This window comes from Streptomyces sp. OR43 (genome assembly GCF_008042275.1).
Taxonomy (GTDB): Bacteria; Actinomycetota; Actinomycetes; order Streptomycetales; family Streptomycetaceae; genus Streptomyces.
Genome location: NZ_RDBK01000043.1, coordinates 4,253,004 through 4,274,300, shown reverse-complemented (window position 1 = coordinate 4,274,300; position 21,297 = coordinate 4,253,004). Strand labels below are relative to the sequence as shown.

General features: G+C 71.8%; 18 protein-coding genes. 9 read left to right on the top strand and 9 right to left on the bottom strand.

Features of this window, described 5'->3' with window-relative positions; all coding sequences use genetic code 11:
* Nucleotides 1-6 precede the first annotated feature (6 nt).
* From EAO72_RS38305 to EAO72_RS38280, 6 genes are all read right to left on the bottom strand, one after another.
* Nucleotides 7-1,749, bottom strand: coding sequence for a pyruvate dehydrogenase (locus EAO72_RS38305; RefSeq protein WP_148021596.1), 1,743 nt, complete (start codon nucleotides 1,747-1,749; stop codon nucleotides 7-9).
* A gap of 113 nt (nucleotides 1,750-1,862) precedes the next feature.
* Nucleotides 1,863-3,110, bottom strand: coding sequence for a protein phosphatase 2C domain-containing protein (locus EAO72_RS38300; RefSeq protein WP_148021595.1), 1,248 nt, complete (start codon nucleotides 3,108-3,110; stop codon nucleotides 1,863-1,865).
* Nucleotides 3,073-4,212: an oligopeptide/dipeptide ABC transporter ATP-binding protein gene (locus EAO72_RS38295; protein WP_261991769.1), complete on the bottom strand. Its 1,140-nt coding sequence runs from the start codon at nucleotides 4,210-4,212 to the stop codon at nucleotides 3,073-3,075. The genes EAO72_RS38300 and EAO72_RS38295 overlap by 38 nt, the downstream gene beginning before the upstream one ends.
* Nucleotides 4,209-6,182: a dipeptide/oligopeptide/nickel ABC transporter permease/ATP-binding protein gene (locus EAO72_RS38290; RefSeq protein ID WP_148021594.1), complete on the bottom strand. Its 1,974-nt coding sequence runs from the start codon at nucleotides 6,180-6,182 to the stop codon at nucleotides 4,209-4,211. The genes EAO72_RS38295 and EAO72_RS38290 overlap by 4 nt, the downstream gene beginning before the upstream one ends.
* Nucleotide 6,183: 1 nt before the next feature.
* On the bottom strand, nucleotides 6,184-7,134 hold the full coding sequence (locus EAO72_RS38285; protein ID WP_148021593.1) for an ABC transporter permease: 951 nt from the start codon (nucleotides 7,132-7,134) through the stop codon (nucleotides 6,184-6,186).
* A 206-nt stretch (nucleotides 7,135-7,340) separates the two neighbouring features.
* Complete coding sequence (locus EAO72_RS38280) at nucleotides 7,341-8,936, bottom strand: ABC transporter substrate-binding protein (RefSeq protein ID WP_148021592.1); 1,596 nt, start codon at nucleotides 8,934-8,936, stop codon at nucleotides 7,341-7,343.
* A 170-nt stretch (nucleotides 8,937-9,106) separates the two neighbouring features.
* Between EAO72_RS38280 and EAO72_RS38275 the strand changes: the two genes are divergently transcribed.
* The 5 genes from EAO72_RS38275 to EAO72_RS38255 all read left to right on the top strand — a co-directional run bounded on the left by EAO72_RS38275 (nucleotide 9,107) and on the right by EAO72_RS38255 (nucleotide 15,132).
* Nucleotides 9,107-9,826 carry a FadR/GntR family transcriptional regulator gene (locus EAO72_RS38275; RefSeq protein ID WP_148021591.1) on the top strand — a complete coding sequence of 240 codons (720 nt, stop codon included), beginning with the start codon at nucleotides 9,107-9,109 and terminating at the stop codon, nucleotides 9,824-9,826.
* Nucleotides 9,827-10,024: 198 nt separating this feature from the next.
* Nucleotides 10,025-11,026 (top strand): acetylxylan esterase, encoded by a 1,002-nt coding sequence (locus EAO72_RS38270; protein ID WP_148021590.1) that lies wholly within the window; start codon nucleotides 10,025-10,027, stop codon nucleotides 11,024-11,026.
* Between the two features lie 30 nt (nucleotides 11,027-11,056).
* Nucleotides 11,057-12,340, top strand: coding sequence for a GDSL-type esterase/lipase family protein (locus tag EAO72_RS38265; protein WP_148021589.1), 1,284 nt, complete (start codon nucleotides 11,057-11,059; stop codon nucleotides 12,338-12,340).
* A gap of 65 nt (nucleotides 12,341-12,405) precedes the next feature.
* Entirely contained in the window at nucleotides 12,406-13,842 is a 1,437-nt protein-coding gene (locus tag EAO72_RS38260) for an exo-alpha-sialidase (protein WP_148021588.1), read from the top strand.
* A gap of 108 nt (nucleotides 13,843-13,950) precedes the next feature.
* The gene (locus EAO72_RS38255) at nucleotides 13,951-15,132 is read left to right on the top strand and encodes an FAD-dependent monooxygenase (RefSeq protein WP_148021587.1); all 1,182 of its coding nucleotides are present in this window, start codon (nucleotides 13,951-13,953) and stop codon (nucleotides 15,130-15,132) included.
* 15 nt (nucleotides 15,133-15,147) lie between these two features.
* On the opposite strand, the gene EAO72_RS38250 is transcribed toward EAO72_RS38255, so the two are convergent.
* Both EAO72_RS38250 and EAO72_RS38245 read right to left on the bottom strand, forming a co-directional pair.
* On the bottom strand, nucleotides 15,148-15,831 hold the full coding sequence (locus tag EAO72_RS38250; protein ID WP_148021586.1) for an ABC transporter ATP-binding protein: 684 nt from the start codon (nucleotides 15,829-15,831) through the stop codon (nucleotides 15,148-15,150).
* Nucleotides 15,828-16,952, bottom strand: a complete 1,125-nt coding sequence (locus EAO72_RS38245; RefSeq protein WP_148021585.1) for an ABC transporter permease — start codon at nucleotides 16,950-16,952, stop codon at nucleotides 15,828-15,830. The genes EAO72_RS38250 and EAO72_RS38245 overlap by 4 nt, the downstream gene beginning before the upstream one ends.
* Nucleotides 16,953-17,068: 116 nt before the next feature.
* Between EAO72_RS38245 and EAO72_RS38240 the strand changes: the two genes are divergently transcribed.
* Nucleotides 17,069-17,659, top strand: a complete 591-nt coding sequence (locus tag EAO72_RS38240; protein WP_148021584.1) for a TetR/AcrR family transcriptional regulator — start codon at nucleotides 17,069-17,071, stop codon at nucleotides 17,657-17,659.
* Nucleotides 17,660-17,843: 184 nt separating this feature from the next.
* On the opposite strand, the gene EAO72_RS38235 is transcribed toward EAO72_RS38240, so the two are convergent.
* Entirely contained in the window at nucleotides 17,844-18,539 is a 696-nt protein-coding gene (locus EAO72_RS38235) for a FadR/GntR family transcriptional regulator (RefSeq protein WP_148021583.1), read from the bottom strand.
* A 149-nt stretch (nucleotides 18,540-18,688) separates the two neighbouring features.
* Here EAO72_RS38235 and EAO72_RS38230 point away from each other — a divergent pair, with 149 nt between their 5' ends.
* Genes EAO72_RS38230 through EAO72_RS38220 form a run of 3 tightly spaced genes read left to right on the top strand, consistent with a single transcriptional unit; the run spans nucleotide 18,689 to nucleotide 21,287 of the window.
* Nucleotides 18,689-19,648, top strand: coding sequence for a dihydrodipicolinate synthase family protein (locus EAO72_RS38230; protein WP_148021582.1), 960 nt, complete (start codon nucleotides 18,689-18,691; stop codon nucleotides 19,646-19,648).
* Complete coding sequence (locus EAO72_RS38225) at nucleotides 19,645-20,610, top strand: ROK family protein (protein WP_148021581.1); 966 nt, start codon at nucleotides 19,645-19,647, stop codon at nucleotides 20,608-20,610. Before EAO72_RS38230 ends, EAO72_RS38225 begins: the two co-directional genes overlap by 4 nt.
* Nucleotides 20,607-21,287, top strand: a complete 681-nt coding sequence (locus tag EAO72_RS38220) for an N-acetylmannosamine-6-phosphate 2-epimerase (RefSeq protein ID WP_148021580.1) — start codon at nucleotides 20,607-20,609, stop codon at nucleotides 21,285-21,287. Before EAO72_RS38225 ends, EAO72_RS38220 begins: the two co-directional genes overlap by 4 nt.
* The last annotated feature ends 10 nt before the right edge of the window (nucleotides 21,288-21,297 follow it).

Here is a 21,297-nt window from a genome sequence, read left to right as displayed (position 1 = left end):
GGCGCCCTACGGGCGGGGCACGTTGCGCAGGTTGGACCGGGCCATCTGGACCATCCTGCCCACGCCGCCGTCCAGCACGATCTTGCTGGCAGAGAGCGCGAAGCCGGTCACCATGTCGGCGCTGATCTTCGGCGGGATGGAGAGCGCGTTCGGATCGGTGACGATGTCGACGAGGGCCGGGCCCTTGTGCTTGAAGGCGTCCTTGAGGGCGCTCTCCAGCTGCTTGGGCTTCTCGACGCGGACGCCGTACGCCCCCGAGGCCCGCGCGACGGCCGCGAAGTCCGGGTTCTTGTTGGTCGTGCCGAACGACGGCAGCCCTCCGACCAGCATCTCCAGCTCGACCATGCCCAGCGAGGAGTTGTTGAACAGAACGACCTTCACCGGCAGGTCGTACTGGACGAGGGTCAGGAAGTCCCCCATCAGCATGGTGAACCCGCCGTCCCCGGACATCGACACGACCTGCCGGTTCCGGTCGGTGAACTGGGCGCCGATCGCCTGCGGCAGCGCGTTCGCCATCGAGCCGTGGCTGAACGAGCCGATCACCCGCCGCTTGCCGTTCGGCGTCAGATAGCGGGCGGCCCAGACGTTGCACATGCCGGTGTCGACAGTGAACACCGCGTCCTCGTCCGCGAGTTCGTCCAGGACCGAGGCCACGTACTCCGGATGGATCGGAACGTGCTTGTCGACCTTGCGGGTGTACGCGCTGATCACACCCTCCAGCGCGTCCGCGTGCTTCTTGAGCATCCGGTCGAGGAACTTGCGGTCGCTCTTGGCCTTCACCCGCGGCGTCAGACAGCGCAGCGTCTCGCGGACATCGCCCCAGACCGCGAGATCGAGCTTGGAGCGGCGGCCCAGGTGTTCGGGGCGCACATCGACCTGGACGATCTTCACGTCGGTGGGCAGGAAGGCGTTGTACGGGAAGTCCGTGCCGAGCAGGATCAGCAGATCGCACTCGTTCGTGGCCTCGTACGCGGCGCCGTAGCCGAGCAGTCCGCTCATGCCGACGTCGTACGGGTTGTCGTACTGGATCCACTCCTTGCCACGCAGCGCGTGGCCCACCGGGGCCTTCACCCGCTCGGCGAACTCCATCACCTCGGCGTGCGCGCCCGCCGTACCGCTGCCGCAGAACAGCGTCACCCGTTTGGCCTCGTCGACCATCCGGCAGAGCTTCTCGATCTCCGCGTCGCCCGGACGCACGGAGGGCCGCGAGGTGACCAGGGCGTGCTCGACGGACTTCTCCGGCGCGGGCCGGGAGGCCACGTCGCCCGGCATCGAGACGACGGCGACGCCGCCCCGCCCGATCGCGTGCTGGATCGCCGTCTGGAGCAGCCTCGGCATCTGCTGCGGGTTGGAGATCATCTCGTTGTAGTGGCTGCACTCCTGGAAGAGGAGCTCCGGATGGGTCTCCTGGAAGTAGCCGAGGCCGATCTCGCCCGACGGGATGTGCGAGGCGAGCGCGAGGACGGGAGCCATGGAGCGGTGGGCGTCGTAGAGGCCGTTGATGAGGTGCAGGTTGCCCGGTCCGCACGACCCTGCGCAGGCCGCCAGCTCCCCGGTGATCTGCGCCTCGGCACCGGCGGCGAACGCGGCCGTCTCCTCGTGCCGCACCTGGATCCAGTCCATGGCGGGATTGCGGCGGATCGCGTCGACGACCGGGTTGAGGCTGTCGCCGACCACCCCGTACAGGCGTTTGACGCCCGCCCGGGCGAGGATGTCGACGAACTGCTCCGACACGTTCTGCTTGGCCATGGGTGCGCACTCCCTCTGCCTGTGCTCCGTGCACGATCGGCTGTCCGGATCCCGTGGCGCGAAACCCCCGCCGGCCGGGTTCTCCGGAGTCCATCAACCCATGGCCCGGGCGGTTACGCCTCCCAGACGCCGACCGCCGTCCGGTCGTCGGCGTACCCCTTCACCCGCAACTGGGTGTCGGCGAGGAACGCCCCGAGGCCGGGCGCACCGGCCGGTGACCAGCGCTCGGCGAGTTCCGCGGCGAGGGCCGGCTCGCCGCGCATCGGCTCGGCGAGACCCGGGCTGCACAGCAACAGGGTGTCGCCCGGCCGGGCGACCGACGCACGGAAGCGGAACGGCTCGGCGGGCGGCGGGACCGGTTCCTCGATGTACGGGGCCGGGGCCGTGGTGACCCCCAGGTCCATGGTCAGCCGGTCGCCCTCGGGCCCGCTCTCGGGCACCGGCGAACCGAAGCCGACCACGGCCTCACCGGTGACCGCGCCCGCCTGCGGCACGATCGGTTCGAGGTCGTGCCAACTGCCGTCCCGCAGCCGGAACAGCCCGCCGCCGCCCACCCCGAAGAAGACCCGGGTGCGGCATTCGGGGTCGGCGGACAGCAGGAGACAGCGCAGCCCCACCGTGTACTCGTGCGGTTCACGGCCGAGTTCGGCGGCGCGGGCACGCAGCTTGCCGTAACCGCGGTCGGTCAGCCGGTGCAGCCCCGATTTGAGGTCGGCGCGACGGCCCGCTCTTATGTCGTCGGAGAGGCGGGCGTGGCTGCGTCCGACGGCTTCGGCGATCCAGCGGCAGGCGTCGGCCGCGGCCAGATGCCCGTTCTCGGCGGACCGGGCACCGCCCGCGACGGCGACCAGGACGAGCGCGGCCTCCGCGGTGCCGAACCGTGCGGTCAGCAGCGCGTCGCGCCGGGGTTCGCCCCGGAAGCGGGCGGAGTCGCCCCGCACGGAGGCGGCCCGCAGGGTGTACGTGCCGTACCGGGCGCCGTCGAGCACCGTGTCGGCGACGAGGCCGTCCAGTGCGCGCGGGTCGCTCTCGGGCAGCGCGGTGGGCTCGGCGTCGTACGTGGGCGGTCGTGCGCCCACGTGGCCGGCCGGCGGGCGAGGCGCCGGCGCCTCGGGGACGGGGGCCGGCTCCGGGTCGGGTTCGGGCGGAGCCGTGTCGGAGGTCCGCTCGACGACCGGGCGCCGGGGCAGCGGCGGCACGGCCTCGTCGGGCTCGACCGGCGGCCGGACCGCGACGGCGGGTGTCTCGGCCGCCACCTCGGCGGGCGCCTCGGCGGGTGTCTCGGCGGCCGCATCGGCGGGTGTCTCGGCGGGCGCCGGCGGCTCAGGAGGCGCGGGCGGCGCGGCGGGGGGCGATGGCACCGGCTCCGGCTCTGCCGCTACCGGGAGGCGCTGGGCGATGCGGGGATCGGCGAGAGCGGTCCGGCCGCCGCCGCCGAGGTGGCGGCCGAGACACCCGCCGTCGCGGTCCGGCCGCCGGTCGAGCCCGACGAGGCCGTGGGAGGGACGCGGGGGTCTGGGGGTGGACGCAGTGCCAGCGGTGTTCGCCGGACCCGAAGGTCTCCGCCGGGAAGACCGTGGAGCACGCGTCGTCGGCCTTCCAGCAACGGGTGCTGAAGGGGCAGCCGGGCGGCGGGTTGGTGGCGGAGGGCACCGGGCCGGWGAGCACGATGCGCTCCGTCGTCTCCAGCAGGCTGGGCGTGGCGGAGAGCAGGGCCTCGGTGTACGGGTGGCGGGGGCTGCCCGCCACGTCGGCGGCGCGCCCCTCCTCGACGATGCGGCCGAGGTAGAGGACGGCGATGCGGTCGGCGAGGTAGCGCACGGTCTGGATGTCGTGCGAGATGAACACCATGCCGAGGCCCAGGCGTTCACGCAGGTCCACGAGAAGGTTGAGGACCTGGGCGCGGACCGAGACGTCGAGCGCGGAGGTGGGTTCGTCGGCGACGATCAGCTCGGGTTCCAGGGCCAGGGCGCGGGCGATGGCGACGCGCTGGCGCTGGCCGCCGGAGAGCTGTCCGGGCAGCGCGGCCATGGTGTGGGCGGGGAGGCCGACCAGGTCGAGGAGTTCCTCGACGCGGGCCTCGCGCTCCTCGCGGGTGCCTCGGCGGTGCACGTCGAGCGGGTCGCGCAGGATCTGGCGGACCGTGAGCCGGGGGTTGAGGGCGGTGGACGGGTCCTGGAAGACGACGCCGACGGCGGAGCCGAAGTCCTTCCGGCGCTCGGCGCCCGACATCTCCCACAGGTCGCGGCCGTGGAAGAGGACCTCGCCCTCGGTCGGCTTCTGGAGGCCGGTCAGCACCCGCGCCATCGTCGACTTGCCGCAGCCCGACTCGCCGACCAGGCCGACGATCTCGCCGCGCTTGACCTCCAGCGTGGCGTCCGTCAGCGCGTGCACGGCGTCGCGGCTGAAGAGACCTCCGCTGCGTGCCTTGTGGCGTACGTGAACGCCGTTGAGCCTGATCACAGGGCGCTCCCTTCCAGCTTCTTCGCGGCCGCCTCGGCCGGGTGGTGGCAGGCGAAGCCGTGGTCCTTCGCCGTGCCGCGCGCGGTGAGTGCGGGGGTGGTGGTGCGGCAGAGGTCGGTCGCCGCACCGCAACGGCCGGCGAAGCGGCATCCCGCGCCGAAGCCCTGGGGTGCGGGCACGACGCCGCGGATCTGGTGGAGCCGCTCGGCGCCGGCCTCCAGGGAGACCACGGAGCCGAGAAGTCCGCGGCTGTAGTGGTGGGTGGGGTCGGTGAGGACCGACCGGGTGTCGCCGACCTCGGCGAGCCGTCCCGCGTACATGACGGCGACCCGGTGGGAGAGGTCGCCGACGAGGGCGAGGTCGTGCGAGACCAGCACCATGGCGAAGCCGAGCTCGTCGCGGAGCCGGATGAGGAGTTCGACGACCTGGGCCTGGACGGTGACGTCCAGGGCGGTGGTCGGCTCGTCCGCGATCAGGAGGCGCGGGCTGCGGGACAGGGCCATGGCGATGAGCACGCGCTGGCGCTGGCCGCCGGAGAGCTCGTGCGGGTAGCTGCGCAGGGTCCGCTCGGGCGAGAGGCCGACGAGCTCCAGGAGCTCGGCGGGCGTCTTCGTGCCGCCGCGCGAGGTCAGCTGCTTGAGCTGGGTGCCGACAAGCACGGAGGGGTTGAGGGAGGAGAGCGCGTCCTGGTAGACCATCGCGATCTCGGGGCCCATCAGGGCGCGGCGTTCCTTGGGCGGGAGCTTCAGCAGGTCCCGGCCTCGGTAGAGGATCTCGCCGCTGACCTCGGCGTTGCGGGCGAGGAGGCCCATGACGGCGAGGCTGGTGATGGACTTGCCGCAGCCGGACTCGCCGACCAGGCCGAGGGTCTCGCCCTCGTGGACGGTGAAGTTCAGCTTGTCCACGACGGGTATCTCGCCGTAGCGGTCCGGGAAGCGGATCGCCAGGTCGCGGACGACGAGGAGTTCGTCGGCGTCGGCGCGGACCGGGGTGATGGTGGGCTCGGTGGCGTTGATGTGCTCCGCGAGCTTGGTGAGCGCGGCGTCGATGTCGACGGTGGCGGCGGCCTCGACCGGGTCCGGCGCGGTGGCGGCGGTGGGGTCGACGGCGGCGCGGGCGCTCTTGGGCGCGGCGGAGGCGTCGGTGAGGCCCTCGGAGAGGATGTTCAGCGCGAGGACGGTGATCAGCAGGGCGAGGCCGGGGAAGAACGTGGCCCACCAGCCACCGGCCAGCAGGATCTGCCGGCCGTACGCGAGGACGCTGCCCCAGCTGGGGTCGGGGTCCTGCACACCGGCGCCGATGAAGGAGAGGCTGGCCTCGAAGATGATGGCCTCGGCGACCATGACGGTCGCGAAGACCATGACCGGGGCCATGCAGTTGACGGCGACGTGCTTGAGCACGATGTAGCCGCGCCGGGCGCCGATGACCTTCTCCGCGGCGACGTAGTCCTCGCCGTACTGAGAGAGGACATTGGCGCGGACCACTCGGGCCAGCGACGGGGTGTACACGAAGGCGATCGTGAAGATGATCACCGGGATGCTGGTGCCGAACACGGCGACGAGGACGGCCGCGAGCGCGATCGGCGGGAACGACATGACGACGTCGAGGGTGCGCATGACGGATTCGTCGCCGAGCTTGCGCGAGGTGGCGGCGAACGAGCCGAGCAGGGACCCGGCCACCAGGGCGCACGCGGTCGCGCCGAGGCCGATGACCAGCGAGTAGCGCGAGCCGTGCAGGACACGGGCGAACACGTCGCGTCCGGCCCGGTCGGTGCCGAACCAGTGCTCGCCGCTCGGGGCCTGGACCGGGGTGCCCGTGGTCAGGGGGTCCTGGGTGAGCAGGGGGGCGAGAACGGCGCCGAGGATGACGACGATCAGGACGCCGAGGGCGACGCGGGAGGTGACCGGGAGGGCGCGGAAGGCGACGCCCGGTCGGGAGAGCTTCTTGGCCAGACGGCCCGTGGCGAACATGTCACACCGTCCTGATGCGCGGGTTGACCAGCAGGTAGAGCAGGTCGACGATGACGTTGACCACCAGGAACGCGATGGCGATGGTCAGTACGGTGCCCTGGACCAGGGCCATGTCGCCTCCGGTGACACCTTCGAGGATGAGTTTGCCCATGCCGGGCAGGTCGAAGATCGCTTCGATGACGACGGCACCGCTGAGCAGGTAGCCGACCTTGACGCCGAGCACGGTGAGCGGGGTGACGAGCGCGTTGCGCAGGACGGAGCGGATGACCAGGAACACCGGCAGGCCGTTGCCCTGGGCGGTGCGCACGTAGTCCCGGTCCAGTTCGGTGACCATCGACGTGCGGATCAGGCGGGCGAGCGAGGCGGCGACGGGCACCGCGAGCGAGACGGCGGGCAGGATCATCGTCTTGAGCCAGCCGCCGAACGAGTCGGCGATGTTGGTGTATCCGCCGGTCGGGAAGATCTGGGTGTTCAGGGCGAACTGCTGGATGAGCAGGACGCCGAGCCAGAAGGACGGGATGGCGACCCCGGCCATCGACAGGACCCGGAAGAGCTGGTCGGGCCAGCGGTCCCGGTACATCGCGCCCAAAACGCCGCCGAGGACGGCGAGGACGATGGCGATGACGAGCCCGAGGATGGTGAGCTGGAGGGTGAGCGGGAAGGCGGCGGTGATCCGGTCGATCACGGGCTGGCTCGGCGGGACGGTCGACCCGAGATCGAGGTGGATCAGTTGGCCGAGGAAGTGGAAGTAGCGCACGATCAACGGGTCGTTGAGCCCGTTGGCCTCGGCGAAGGCCTCCCGGGCCTCAGGGCTGGCGCTCTCCCCGAGCGCGTTGTAGGCCGGGTCGACCGGCGAGAACTGCAGCACCACGAAGACGAGCAACGCGATACCGAGGATCATCACCGGCATCATCGCGACGCGGCGCAGCGCGAGCCGGAGAAAAGCAACCATCGTCGGGTTCCTTGCGGTTGGGCGGTCATCCGGTCCGGGGCACCGGGGGTGCTCGGTGTCCCGGACCGGGTTATCGGGCGCGCGCGGCGAGCGGCGCCGGTCTGTGGTCTCCCGTCCGGACCGGACCGGGTGGTAGGCCTGTGCCGGTCCGGACGGGAGGTGCGGGGGTACCGGGTGGTGGGTGGGTACCATCCGGCGGCCGCGGGTCAGGCGCGGGCCACGTCCAGGAAGGAGAGTCCGGTGGTCGGGAGCGGCTTGAAGCCGGTGAGGCCCTTCTCGTTCCAGGCGGTGGGCAGCTTGCGGTGCAGGACCGGATAGAGCGGGACCTCGTCGGAGAGGACGTCGGTGATCTGGCCCCACAGCTGCTTGCGGGTCGCCTCGTCGCCGGACTGGGCGGCCTTGTCGAGGAGCTGCTTGACCTTCTTGTACTCGGCGGTCTTGGACCAGCCGTAGCGGTTCTCCGGCCAGAAGCCGTAGTAGAACCAGCGCATCAGCAGGTCCACGTCGTTGCCGAAGACGGAGGGGTCGCCGGGGGCGACGAGTACCTCGAAGTCACCGCTGTCGACCTTGGCGTACTGGGCGGCGGACTGGGCGATGCCGAGGGTGGCCTCGATGCCGGCCGCGGCCCAGCTCTCCTTGATCAGCGGGGCGATGTCCTTGACCCAGCCGGTGTCGGTGGTCAGGACGGTGAACTTGAGGTCCTTCACCCCGGCCTCGGCGAGCAGCTTCTTCGCCTTGGCCACGTCGTGCGTGTAGACGGTGGCGGCCTTGTGGTAGTCCGGGTGCGTCGTGGGGACGTAGCCCGTGGCGGCCGCGGCGTTGCCGACCATGGCGGTCTTGATGATCTTCTCGGTGTCGAGCGCGTAGTGCAGGGCCTGACGGACCCGCTTGTCGGCGAACCGCTTGTCGGCGGTGTTGAACATCAGGAAGAGCAGGCCGAAGGACTGCACGGACTCGGTCTTCGCCGAGCCGGAGAGCCCCTTCACGTCGATGTAGGGGACGTCCTCGATGGCCTGGACGCGGCCGGACTGCATGGCGCTGACCCGGGCCGACTGGTCGGATATGAGGCGCCAGATCATCTTCTTGGCCTTGGCGGGGTGGGCGCCGTTGTACTTCTCGTACTTCTCGAAGACGATCTTGTCCTCGCGGGTCGCCGAGATGAACTTGTACGGCCCCGAGCCGACGGGCTTGGCGTCGAACGCCTTGACGTCCGCCTCGACGATCTTCTTCGGCACGATCCGGGCCACGGCGATGCGGGACGGGAAGAGCGCGAAGGGGTACTTGAGCTTGAACTCGACCGTGCCGGCGTCGACGGCCTTGACGGTGTCGATGAAGGGCACGAACTGTGCCATCAGCGAGGCGTTCTTCGGGTCCAGGATGCGTTCGAAGCTGAACACGACGTCGTCGGCGGTGACGGCCGAGCCGTCGTGGAAGGTCGCGCCCTTGCGCAGCGTGGCGCGGTAGGTGGTCGCGTTGATCTTCTTCGGCATCTCGGTGGCGAGCGCGGGCCGTGCCACGAGTGTTGCCGGATCGAGATCCACCAGACCCTCGAAGATGTGCATATTGGCGGCGTACGGCGTCGCACCCGACGTGATCATCGGGTCGAAGCCCGTCGACAGCGGGTAGGACATACCGGCCTCGATGAGACCGGTGTCGCCGCCCCCGCCCGTCGAGCCGTCGGAGGTCGAGGACGGGCCTCCGCACGCGGAAAGGCCCGCCGTGAGGGCGGCCGCGGCACCGACGGCACTGGTGTAACGCAGGAAGGTGCGGCGCTCGACACCGGCTGATCTCAGCTCGGGCACGGGTCCTCCAGGGACTTGAGGTGGGGCGTCAGGGGTAAGAACGGTGGGTCCGGCACAGGCCCACGGGAGACCGTGGATCCTTACGCATCAGACGTCAGATGTCTGATGCCTTGATAGCGTGGGAACGTAGCTTGACAATCGATGGGGGTCAAGAGGTGGGGAGTTCACATATGTCCGGAACGAGGCCCGGGCGACAGCTGCTCCGGCAGGAAGTCGTCGACGGCATCAAGCGGTACATCCTCGAGAAGAGACTTCGTCCCGGAGACCCGCTGCCCACGGAGCCCGCCCTCTGCGAGGCGCTCGGCGCCAGCCGCTCCAGCGTCCGCGAGGCCGTCAAGATCCTCAACGCGCTGGACATCGTGGAGGTCAGGCACGGACACGGCACCTACGTCGGCCGGCTGAGCCTGTCCGCCCTGGTGGAGAGCCTCACCTTCCGCGGGCTGCTCTCGCCCGACGACGACTTCCAGGTGATGTCCGACCTGGTCGACGTGCGCGAGCTCTTCGAGCGCGGGCGGGCCGACCGGATCGTCTCGCTGCTCACCGCGGAACAGCTGGACGCCCTGGACGGCCTGGTGGCCACGATGCGGGCGACCGGGGCCCAGGACGGGCACGGCTTCGTCGCCGCCGACCGCGCCTTCCACGCCCTGCTCGTGGCGCCGCTCGACAACGATCTGATCGGCCAGCTGTCGATGGCCTTCTGGGACGTGTACGCGATCGTCGCACCGCACCTGGACGGCTTCACGCACAGCGACGAGACGGAGACGATCGCCGCCCACCAGGCCATCGTGGACGCCGCCCGGGCCGGCGACATCGACGGGTTCATCAAGGCGCTCGGCGAGCACTACGCCCCGGTCAGGCGCCGGATCTCCGAGGCCCGCGCCCGGGGCTGAGCCGCCCGCCCGGACCATCCGGAGCCGCCCGCCCGGACGATCCGGAGTCGGCAGGACCGGCGGAACGGACCCTTGACGCCCACCTGGGTGGGTGCCTAGGGTCCGTGTGCCGACAGGACATCTGACGTCTTCTGTCTGATGGCCGGTGCACCCCCTCGCACCCGGCACTTCCCGCTGCGCCCCCAGGAGGGCACCTCCATGCCGTTCACGGACCTCTCGCTCGCGGACTGCCGCGACTACCGGCCCACGCTTCCCGTTCCGGCGGACTTCGACGCCTTCTGGTCGCGGACCCTGGACGAGGCCCGGTCCTGTGCGGCGGACAAGCCCTCGTTCACGGCGGTGGACACCGGGCTCACCCAGGTCCGTACATACGACGTGACGGTCCCCGGCTTCGCCGGGCAGCCGGTGCGCGGCTGGCTGCGGGTGCCGGCCGGGGCGAGCGAACCGCTCGGCTGCGTCGTGGAGTTCCTGGGGTACGGCCGCGGACGGGGCCTGGCACACGAGAACCTGCTCTGGGCGTCGGCCGGTTACGCGCATCTGCTGATGGACACCCGCGGCCAGGGCTGGTCGGCCGCGGGCGGCGACACCGCCGATCCGGACGGCGGCGCGGCCGGAGTCGTACCCGGCTTCCTCACCCGGGGCATCGAGAGCCCCGAAACGTACTACTACCGGCGGCTGTTCACCGACGCGGTGCGCTGCGTCGACGCGGTGCGCGACCGGCCGGAGATCGATCCGGAGCGGATCGTGGTGACCGGAGTCAGCCAGGGCGGCGGGATCGCGCTGGCCGTCTCGGGGCTCGTGCCCGGGCTGGCGGGGGTGATGCCGGACGTGCCGTTCCTCTGCAACTTCCGCCGTGGGGCCGAGGTCTCCGGGCGGCCGCCGTTCACCGAGATCGCCGAATACCTCAAGCTCCACCGCGACCGGACCGAGTCGGTCTTCGCCACCCTGTCGTACTTCGACGCCGCACTGCTCGCCACCCGGGCCACGGCCCCCGCACTGTTCTCCATCGCGATGATGGACGACATCTGCCCGCCTTCCACCTGCTTCACCGCCTACAACGGCTACGCCGGACCCAAGGACGTGACGGTCTACGCGTTCAACGGGCACGAAGGCGGCGCCGAGTACCAGCAGCGGGAGCAACTGGCCTGGGTGGCCTCACTGTTCGCAGGCCTGCCGTCGGGGCAGGCCGGCCACTCCTGACCGGAGGCACCTTCCGTGCGCAGACGATCCATGCTTTTCGCCGCAGGCGCGGCAGTCCTGAGCACCCAGCTCGGTGGCCGCGCCTTCGCCGCCACCCCGGGCAGCGGCCCGGTCCTGGACCACGACACCCCGGTGGACCTGGACGGCAGCGGGTACGTCGATCTGTCGAACCAGGTCGGCGCACTCACCCCGCTCACCACGGGAACCATCGTCGTCACCTTCCGCACCACCAGCCACAACCAGGCGATGACGCTGCTCAGCGCCTCGGATCCCACCGCTCCCTCCTCGAACATCACGCTGAACCTGAGCGGCGGCGCCCTTCAGTTCTCCGTGCGCGAGAAGGGCGCGGTCCTTATTAATGTCATGACCAGGACACGGTACGACGACGGGCTGCGCCACACCGTCGCCGTCACCGTCGACGGGTCGGGCACCAGGCTGTCCGCGGGCGGGCGCACCGTGTTCGAGACGGCGCAGCACTCCTTCTTCGGGAACGTCTCCCGGTTGAGCGCCCTCGCGCTGGGGCGCAACACCGACAGCGACCACCCCGGCGGCGAGTGGTTCTGTACCGGCACCATCGAGCGGGCCGCCGTCTGGGACCGGGTGCTGAGCGAGTCCGAACTGGTCGCGCAGAGCCCCCGCCCCGATCTCGCCGACCTGGGCCGGATCTCCACGATCCTCAACGGCAACACCCCGGCCACCTGGGTCGTCACCGGCGACAGCATCACCCACGGGGCGCTGCACACCCATGGCTGGCGCAGCTACCCGGAGCACTGGATGGAGCGGGTGCGCTGGGAGCTGGGCAAGCCGAAGAACCGCGATTTCATGGTCGATTCCGGGGTGAGCGGCGCGACCAGCGCCGAACTCGTGGCGCAGTTCGGGGAGCGGGTCACCACCTTCTCGCCGCACGTCGTCTCGATCATGATCGGCACGAACGACATCGCGACGTCCGGACTGGGCCTCGACGCCTACCGGGCCAACCTCGTCTCGCTCGTTCGCTCCGTACGCGCTCTGCCCGGCTCCCCCGTGCCGGTGCTCCAGTCGCCCAACCCGGTGGATCCGGCGAAGTGGCCGGGCCGGGTGAACCTCTCGCAGTACGCGCGGGTCATGGGCGAGGTCGCGGCGCAGGAGAAGGCCGCCTTCGTCGACCACTACAACGACTGGCTGAGCGGCAACGGCGGCCAGGTCCCCCTGTCCCTGCTCAGCGACGGGCTCCACCCCAACGAACGGGGCCACCACCGCATCGCGCTCAAGATGATCAAGGATCTGCGGATCTTCGACGCGAGCAGCGCGGTCTGCTCCCTGAACGTCCCGTAGCCCGGCGCCTTCGTCCGTCTCCGCCCTTCGAGAAGCCCCACCCCTTCCGAGAAGAGAGATCGTCCATGAAGAGAACCGTTCCTGTCGCCCTGCTCGGTGCCGCCCTCCTGGTGGCCACCACGACCGGTACCGCCCAGGCCGCGTCACCCGCCCCCGGCACGCTCACCTCCCAGGACCTGACCGTCAACGGCGTGGGCTCCCCCTACTACCGGATCCCGGCCTTGACCACCTCGGTCAAGGGCACCGTGCTGGCGGCGTACGACGCCCGCCCGACCCTCGGCGACCTGCCGTCCAACATCGGCGTCGTACTGCGGCGCAGCACCGACGGCGGTACGACCTGGCAGGCGCAGCAGGTGGTCCGCAAGGACGCCGCGCCCCAGGGATACGGGGACCCGAGCCTGCTCGTCGACCGGACCACCGGCCGGATCTTCATGTTCTACGCGGCCGGGGTGAACCAGGGCTTCTTCGGCTCGGCCACCGGCAACGACGAGAGCGACCCGAACGTCCTGCAGGCCGACTACAGCTACTCGGACGACGACGGTCTGACCTGGACCCACCGCCGCATCACCCAGCAGATCAAGAACCCGGCGTGGGGCGGCATGTTCGCCTCGTCCGGCGAGGGCATCCAGCTGCGCAACGGGGCCCACAAGGGCCGACTGGTCCAGCAGTACGCCATTCGCAACAACGGGGCCAACTACGCGGTCAGCGCGTACAGCGACGACCACGGCGCGACCTGGAAGATGGGCACGCCCGTCGGGCCCGGCGGCGACGAGAACAAGACCGTCGAGCTCAACGACGGCACGATCATGCTCAACAACCGCTCGGCGCCCTACCGGACGATCGCGTACTCCAAGGACGGCGGGGTCACCTACACCCCGTTCGTCCAGGACACCGAGCTCCCCGACCCGGCGAACAACGGCTCGATCATGCGGTACGCCCCCGACGCCCCGGCCTCGAACCCGCAGTCGTCCTGGCTGTTGTTCAGCAACACCGAGGCCACGTCGCGCAAGAACCTCACGGTCAAGATGTCCTGCGACAACGGGAAGTCCTGGCCGATCAAGAAGGTCGTCGACGCGGGGGCCGCGGCCTACTCGACGCTGACCCGGCTGCCCGACGGGCGGCTCGGACTGCTGTACGAACGGGGCAACTACGAGCACATCACGTACTCCTCCTTCGACCTGAAGTGGCTCGGCGGCACCTGCGCCGACATCACGATCACCCCGCCGGCGGCGCTCAAGGCCGGGACGAGCACCGAGGTGACGGTCCGGGTCGTCAACCGGATGGACGTGACCCGCAGCGCGGGCACCGTCGATCTGACCGTGCCGAGCGGCTGGACGGCCACACGGACCGCGATCCCGGCGACGCGTCCGGGTGAGGGCGCCAACGTCAAGGTCCCGGTCACCGTGCCGGCGGGCGCTTCGGGGAACGCCACACTGACCGCCACGTACCGGGCGGACGGCAAGCAGGCATCCGGCAGCACGACGGTGACGGTCACTCCGTAGCCCGAAGGATGGCCCTGCGTCCAGTCGCCACGGGGCGGTTGGACGCAGGTTGCCGCCACCCCGTTCAATGGGCGCCACGCACAGTGACGGGGAAGGACGGTGGCGGACATGGCGGGAGCCGGATTACGCATCGGAGTGGTCGGCGGGAGTGTCGCCGGCTGCGCGATGGCGATCGCCGGTGCCAGGGCCGGGGCCGAGGTCACGGTGTACGAGCGCAGCGGCGGGGCGCTGGAGGACCGGGGTTTCGGCATCGTCGTCCCGCCGCCGCTCCACGCGGAGCTGGTCGCGGCCGGCTATCTGGACTCGGCGATGCCGACGGCTCCGGTGCCTTCGCGCGTCTGGCTCGCCCGGGAACCCGGGCAGCGGTCCGCGCGTGAACTGGCGCGCCAGGAGGCGGCGGTGACGCCCTGTCACTGGGGCCTGCTGTGGCGCGCGCTGCGGGCCAACGCCGAGGGGGTGACGTATCACCGGGGCCGCCCGGTCACGGAGGTGCTGCGCCATCCGGACGGCGGCGCGGTGATCCGTACGGCGGAGTCGGCGGAGCGGTACGACGTCGTCGTCGGGGCGGACGGGCCGCGGTCCGTCACCCGGGCGGCCCTCGCGCCGGGCGTTCGGCCGGCTCCGGCGGGGTACGTGGTGTGGCGCGGCACCCTGCCGCTCGACGCGCTCGCCGGACATCCGGACCAGCTCCGACTGGTGCGGACTGCCTGGATCACCCTGGGATTCCGTGGCGGGCACGGCGTGTTCTACCTGATCCCGGGGACCGTGGTCGGTTCCCGGCTGCTGGCCTACGCCATCTACGGCCCTCCTCCCCCGCCGTCGTGGACCGCCGGGCGCGAAGAATACGTGCGGCGCGTCGCCGAGGAGCACTTCCCGGCGGGCTGGGCCGAGATCGTCGGCGTCGGCGCGCACACCTCCCTGGCCTGCCACGACGTGGCCGACTTCCATGTGCCCCGGGTCGCTGAGCCGCCGTTCCTGCTGGCGGGCGACGCGGCGAGCATCACCCGGCCGCACACCGCGAGCGGCGCGACCAAGGCGCTGCAGGACGCGCTCTGCCTGGAGCGGGTCCTGCGCGCCTCGTCGTCGGCCGCCGAGGCGCTTGCACGGTACGCCGACGAGCGGTCGGACGAGGGCGCCCGCCTGGTCGCCCTGGGCCGGAGGCTGGGCCACGCGATGGTCGAACGGACGCCGGACTGGGCCGGGATGGGCCCGACGGAGGTCGCGGAGTGGAGCCGTGCCACGCTGGACGGCGCCGGCAGCTATCTGTACGGCAGCGTCCAGCGAGGGTGACGTCGCGGGGGTAATTCAGCGGGCGGCCGGTACCGCGTCCGTGGCCAGGGTGGCCATGTCCACGACCCGGTCGGCGGCCTCCGCCACGACCGGGTCGTGCGTCGCCACGACCGTGACGCAGTGGTCCTGGTGGGCCCGTTCGGCGAGGAGCGCGGCCAGGTCACCGGCCTGGGAACGGTCGACGGCCGCGGTCGGTTCGTCGATCAGCAGCAGTTTCGGCGAGAGGAAGAGCGCACGGGCGAGGGCCACCCGCTGGCGTTCTCCGCCGGAGAGCTGTTCGGGGCGGTGGCGCAGCCGGTGGCCGAGCCCGACCCGGGTCAGGGCCTCCTCGGCGCGGGAGCGGTGCGCGCGCGGGCGTGCGCCGCTGATGTAGACGGCGGCGAGCAGTTGGTCGGTGGCGGTGAGGCCGGAGAGCAGGTTGCCGCTCTGGAACATGTAGCCGATGCGTTCCCGGCGGGCCTTGGCGCGCTGGGAGTCGGTGAGCGCGGCGAGGTCCTCGCCGTCCAGCAGGACCTGCCCCGCGGTGGGCCGCAGCAGGGCGCCCGCGACGGCGAGCAGGGTGGACTTGCCGGAGCCGGACGGGCCGACGAGAGCGGTCATGCGGCCCGGTTCGAAGGTGACGTCGAGGCCGTCGAGGACGGGGGCAGGGTCGTCGGTGCGGCCGAACGTGACGGTGACGCCGGACAGTTCGAGGCTCATCGGTTGGCTCCCAGCATGGTCAGCGGGTCGGCTCGGGTGACCCGGCGCAGGGTCAGGGCGGTGCCCGCGAGGCCCACGGCCGCGACGGTGCACATGGTGAGGGTGAGGGTGGCGGCGGGCAGGCTGAACGGGACCTGTTCGCCGACCAGCAGCCCGACCGCCCCGGCGAGCCCGGCGCCGGCCGCGGTGCCGAGGACGACCACCAGGGCCGCCTGGAGGACGGTGTGGGTGAGGAGCCGCCGGCGGGAGGCGCCCATGGCGCGCAGCAGGGCGAGTTCGGGCTGCCGCTGCACGGTCCACACGGAGAAGAAGGCGCCGACCACGAGCGGGGCGATCAGGTAGAGAAAGACCTGGATCGAGTTCATGGTGAGGCGTTCCCCGGTGTATCCGGGGGCTGCCTCGTACGCCTTCTCCTTGGTGAGGGTGGTGGTGGAGTACCGCGCGTCGAGGGCGGCGGCGGAGGTCCCGTCCGGCCCGGTGCGCAGGGCGAGGGCGCTGAACTGGCCGGGGATCTCGGCGGTCGCGGACGCCGGGGCGCCCGGGGTGCTGAAGCGGATTTGCTGCCAGGTCTTCAACGGGACGTAGGCGACGGGCACATGGCCGTAACTGGAGCGCTCGGTGCTGCCGACGACACGCAGTTCGATGCCGAGCCGGTCGATGACGAGGGTGTCGCCCACGCGCACGCCCTCGTCGGCGAGTTTGGCGGACATCACCATGCTGTTGGCGGGCGCGCCGGCGAGTCCGTCGCCCTCGGTGACGGAGGGTGCGAGGAAGGAGCCGGGTTCGACGCCGAAGGCGGCGAGGTCGACCTCGGCGCCGCGGTCCGTCGTGCCGCGGGTGATGGAGACGCCCAGCGGGGTCGTCTCGGTGCCGGCGTCCTTGCTCCACGCGGCCGCGGTCTTCTCGTCGAGGAGGCTGCGGGCGAACTGGTCGGAGCGGGCGTCCGAGGAGAAGACGAGCTGCGAGGCGGGCAGACGGCGCAGCGCGGAGATGGTGTCGTCACCCAGGCCGGTGGTGAAGCCGGAGACGATGCCGACGAGTGCGGCGACGAGCACCACGACGGATCCCATGAGCAGGAAGCGCCCTCGGGCGGCGCGCAGCTCCAGCAGAGCGAGGAACACGGCGGTTCCCTTCGGAGGATCGAGGTTAGGGACGGTGTGTCGCCAACATAGATGATGGGGACGCGCCGTCCCCAAGTGGGGTCCGGTCCGGAGATCCGGGCTTCTAGACTGGGGCGGTGCCCAGGATCCGAGCCGCCACGGTTGCCGAGCACCACGCCCAGCAGCGACGGGCGCTGGTGCGGGCGGCGCGCGAACTCCTGGAGGGCGGCGACGCGGATGCCGTGACCTTCACCGCGATCGCCAAGGCCACGGGCCTCGCCCGTAACAGCGTGTACAAGTACTTCCCGGGCCGCCCGGAGCTGCTCGCCGCGGTCGTCGAGGACGTGATGCCGCGCTGGACGGACGCCATCCGGGCCGGCATGTCGGCGGCGGGTACGCCCGAGGAGAAGATCGCCGCCTACGTGTCGTCGCAGCTGGATCTGGTGCGCGGCGGGGAGCACCGGATCGCCCAGGCGCTGGCGGGGGTGCGGGACGCGGCGGTGGTGCGGGAGAGCGCGGTGCGGGTCCACCGGGAGCTGCTGACACCGCTGACCGGCGCGCTGACGGAGCTGGGCGAGGAGGATCCGCGGCGCACGGCGGTGCTCCTCCAGGGAATCGTCAACGCGGCCACGACGGCGATCGAGAACGGCGACGACGCGGCCGCGGTGACGGCTCGGGCCGTACGCATGGCCGTCACCGCGATCACCGGGACGATGCCGGAGCGCTGAAGGCCCCGCAGGCCCACCGGGACGATGCCGGAGCCGTGATGCGCGCTCGGGCCCACCGGGACGATGCCGGAGCCGTGATGCCCGCGCAATGCCGGAGCGCTGAAGGCCCACCGGGACGACCCCGAAGCCGTGATGCCCGGGCAGGCCCACCGGAACGACGCCGGAGCGCTGAGCGGCCGGGGGCTCAGCGGACCGGGGCCGGTTCCAGGCGGTCGCGGATGCCGTCGAAGTGCGTACGCATCGCCCGTACCGCCCGCAGACCGTCCGCCGCGGCGACCGCCTCGACGATCTCGCGGTGCTGGGTGCAGGTGACCGACGGGTCCTGGTGACCGTCGTCGAAGTCCTCGCGAACCCGGTCCATGGCCGCCCAGAACGCGTCGAGCACCTCGCTGAGCAGGTGGTTGTCCAGCGAGGCGTAGAGCGCGAGATGGAACGCCCGGTCGGTGGAGCGCGCCACCCGGCCCGCGCCCGCCTCCTCCTCCATCTTCGCGACCAGGGCGCGCAGGACGTCGAGGTCATCGTCCGGGACGCCGGCCGCGACGGTGCCGACGAGCCCGGCCTCCAGCGCCTCGCGCACCTTCATCAGCTCGGCGAGCCCCGGCTCGCCCTGGCGGTGGCGGACGGCCGCGCGGAAGGCGAGCGCCTCGGCGAACGGTGACAGGGAGAGCGAGCCGACGAAGGTGCCGTAACCCCGGCGGATCTCCACGACGTTGACCGCCTGGAGCGACTTGAGGGCCTCGCGCACCGACACCCGGCCGGCCTCGAAGAGGTCCATCAGTTCGGACTCCGTGGGCAGTGCGTCGCCCGGCGCGAGCCGTCTTTCCAGGATCAGTTCCTTGATCCGGCGCTCGATGTCCTGAGCCATGGTGGGCCGCGCCACAACGTCCTCCTGAGGTGCCGTTGCCCCTTGACCGTTCCCAGGAGCATCTGTTTAAGGTGAGTCAGACATAGGACATCTTACGTCTCACGTCTCGATCCGGGTAGCCACTCAGGCCGCGGATCGGTGTCCCCATCAGCTGGAGCCTCACCATGTCTCTGACCGCACCGTTGCGCGGCGTCGTCCCCCCGGTCTGCACTCCGCTCGACTCCCGCGGGGAGATCGACACCACGTCGCTCGTCCGCCTCGTCGAGCACCTCATCGGCGGGGGCGTGCACGGACTCTTCGCACTCGGGTCCACCAGCGAGGTCGCCTACCTCACCGACGAACAGCGCGCCACGGTCCTGGAGACCGTCGTCAACGCGACCGACGGCCGCGTCCCCGTCCTCGCCGGAGTCATCGACACCACCACGGCCCGGGTCGTCGAGCATGCCAAGTCCGCCGCCGCCCTGGGCGCCGACGCGCTGGTCGCGACCGCACCGTTCTACACCCGCACCCACGCCAAGGAGATCGCCGGGCACTTCCGCCGGCTGCGCGCCGAAGTGGACCTGCCGCTGTTCGCGTACGACATCCCGGTCGCCGTGCACAGCAAGCTGTCCGCCGCCCTGGTCCGCGAACTCGCCGAGGACGGCACCCTGGCCGGGCTCAAGGACAGCAGCGGTGACGAGGGCGGACTGCGCCGTCTCATCGTCGAGCTCGGCGGCCGCGAGGGCCGGGGAGACGGCCCGGTCCCGGACTTCAGCATCCTCACCGGCTCCGAACTGACCGTCGACGCGGCCCTGCTCGCCGGCGCCGACGGTGTCGTCCCCGGCATCGGCAACGTGGACCCGGCCGGTTACGTACGGCTCTACGAGGCCGCGCGGGCGGGCGACTGGACGCTGGCCGCCAAGGAGCAGGAGCGGCTGATCGAACTGTTCGCCATGGTCGACGTCGGCCCCGAGGCGGACATGGGCCGCAGCTCCTCGGCGCTCGGCTCGTTCAAGTCGGCGCTCCAGCTGCTCGGCATCATCGAGTGCGGCGACACCGCGTTCCCGCAGATCCAGCTGTCCGCCGAATCCGTCGCGCTCGTCTCCGGACGGCTGCGCGACGCCGGTCTGCCGCCGGTCCGATGACCGCCTCGGCACGGCCGGCACCGGCCGCGGGGCCCGTCGTCGGCCTCGACCTCGGCGGTACGAAGATCGCCGCCGCGCTCCTCGGGGCGGACGGCACGGTCCTGGCCCGGCACAGCAGGCCCACCCCGGCACGGGAAGGCGCCGCGGCGGTGCTCGACGCGCTCGCCGCGGCCGCCGCCGAAGTCGACCCCGGCCACAGCGCCGCGATGCTCGGCATCGCGGCGGCCGGCGTCATCGACCCCCGTACCGGCATGGTCACCAGCGCCACCGACTCGCTGCGCGGCTGGGCGGGCACCCCGCTGGGCGTCGGGCTCGCCAACCGCACCGGCTACGCGGTGGCCTGCGACAACGACGTGCGCGCCACCGCCGGGCCGGAACTCGCCGCGCTGAACGCGGAGACGGAGGGCCACGGCTCGCTGCTCTTCGCCGCCATCGGCACCGGGGTCGGCGGCGCCATCGCCGTGGACGGCCGGATGCTGCACGGCGCGGCCGGCATCGCCGGGCACGTCGGCCACCTGCCCAGCCCCGAGGCGGCCGGGCTGCCCTGCACCTGCGGTGCCACCGGCCATCTGGAGGTCATCGCCTCCGGGCCCGGGATCGCCGCCCACTACGCACGGCTGAACGGCGCCCCCGTGGACCGTCTGGAAACCGTCGCCGCGCGCGCCGCGCGGGGCGACGCCCACGCCGTCACCGCCATCACCACCGGTGCGGCCGCCGCCGGCCATGTCCTCGGCGGGCTCGCCAACGCGTTCGGCCCCGACCGGGTCGTGATCGGCGGCGGGGTCCCACGGATCGGCGCGCTCTACGAGGACGCCCTGCGCGCCGCGTTCGCAGCGGAGCTGATGGGGCCGCTGCGCAGGCTCGTCCCGCAGGCCCCGCTGCTCGGCCACGACGCGGCCGTGCTCGGCGCGGCCTCCCTCACCACCACCCTTCCCCTCCACCACCCGGGAGCTCTCCGATGACCGCGCAGGAACTGGCCACCACCCTCCGGGGCAAGCTGATCGTGTCCTGCCAGGCACCCCCCGGGGACCCGATGCGGGAGACGTCCACGCTGGTGCGGATGGCGCTGTCGGCCGTCGCCGGTGGCGGCTCCGCGATCCGGGCGAACGATCCGGAGGTCGTGGCCGCGATCACCGCCGTCGTCGACCTGCCGGTCATCGGTCTGTGGAAGGACGGCGACGTCGGCGTCTTCATCACCCCGACCGTCCGGCACGCCCTGGCCGTCGCCGAGGCGGGCGCGGCCGTGGTGGCCGCCGACGCCACCGACCGGCCGCGCCCCGACGGCTCGACGTTCGCCGAGCTCGTCGAGGCGGTCCACGCGGCCGGCGCTCTGGTCATGGCCGACGTCTCGACCCTCGCCGAGGGCGTTACGGCGGCCTCGCTCGGTGCGGACTTCGTCTCCACCACCCTGTCCGGCTACGTCCCCGGAACGCCGAAGCAGACCGGCCCGGACCTCGAACTGGTCGCGGCGCTCTCCGCCGCCATCGACGTACCGGTGGTCGCCGAAGGCCGTATCAACACCCCCGAGGAAGCGGCCGAGGCCCTGGCACGCGGCGCCCACAGCGTCGTCGTCGGCACCGCCATCACCGCTCCCACGGCTCTGACCGCCCGCTTCGTGGCAGGCATCACCCGGCCCTGACCTGTCCCCA

Bases quoted from the DNA above. Each gene is read 5' to 3' on its own strand.
- EAO72_RS38305 (WP_148021596.1), bottom strand. From the start codon at position 1,749: ATGGCCAAGCAGAACGTGTCGGAGCAGTTCGTCGACATCCTCGCCCGG.
- EAO72_RS38290 (WP_148021594.1), bottom strand. From the start codon at position 6,182: ATGTTCGCCACGGGCCGTCTGGCCAAGAAGCTCTCCCGACCGGGCGTC.
- EAO72_RS38285 (WP_148021593.1), bottom strand. From the start codon at position 7,134: ATGGTTGCTTTTCTCCGGCTCGCGCTGCGCCGCGTCGCGATGATGCCG.
- EAO72_RS38275 (WP_148021591.1), top strand. From the start codon at position 9,107: ATGTCCGGAACGAGGCCCGGGCGACAGCTGCTCCGGCAGGAAGTCGTC.
- EAO72_RS38270 (WP_148021590.1), top strand. From the start codon at position 10,025: ATGCCGTTCACGGACCTCTCGCTCGCGGACTGCCGCGACTACCGGCCC.
- EAO72_RS38265 (WP_148021589.1), top strand. From the start codon at position 11,057: ATGCTTTTCGCCGCAGGCGCGGCAGTCCTGAGCACCCAGCTCGGTGGC.
- EAO72_RS38260 (WP_148021588.1), top strand. From the start codon at position 12,406: ATGAAGAGAACCGTTCCTGTCGCCCTGCTCGGTGCCGCCCTCCTGGTG.
- EAO72_RS38255 (WP_148021587.1), top strand. From the start codon at position 13,951: ATGGCGGGAGCCGGATTACGCATCGGAGTGGTCGGCGGGAGTGTCGCC.
- EAO72_RS38250 (WP_148021586.1), bottom strand. From the start codon at position 15,831: ATGAGCCTCGAACTGTCCGGCGTCACCGTCACGTTCGGCCGCACCGAC.
- EAO72_RS38230 (WP_148021582.1), top strand. From the start codon at position 18,689: ATGTCTCTGACCGCACCGTTGCGCGGCGTCGTCCCCCCGGTCTGCACT.
- EAO72_RS38225 (WP_148021581.1), top strand. From the start codon at position 19,645: ATGACCGCCTCGGCACGGCCGGCACCGGCCGCGGGGCCCGTCGTCGGC.
- EAO72_RS38220 (WP_148021580.1), top strand. From the start codon at position 20,607: ATGACCGCGCAGGAACTGGCCACCACCCTCCGGGGCAAGCTGATCGTG.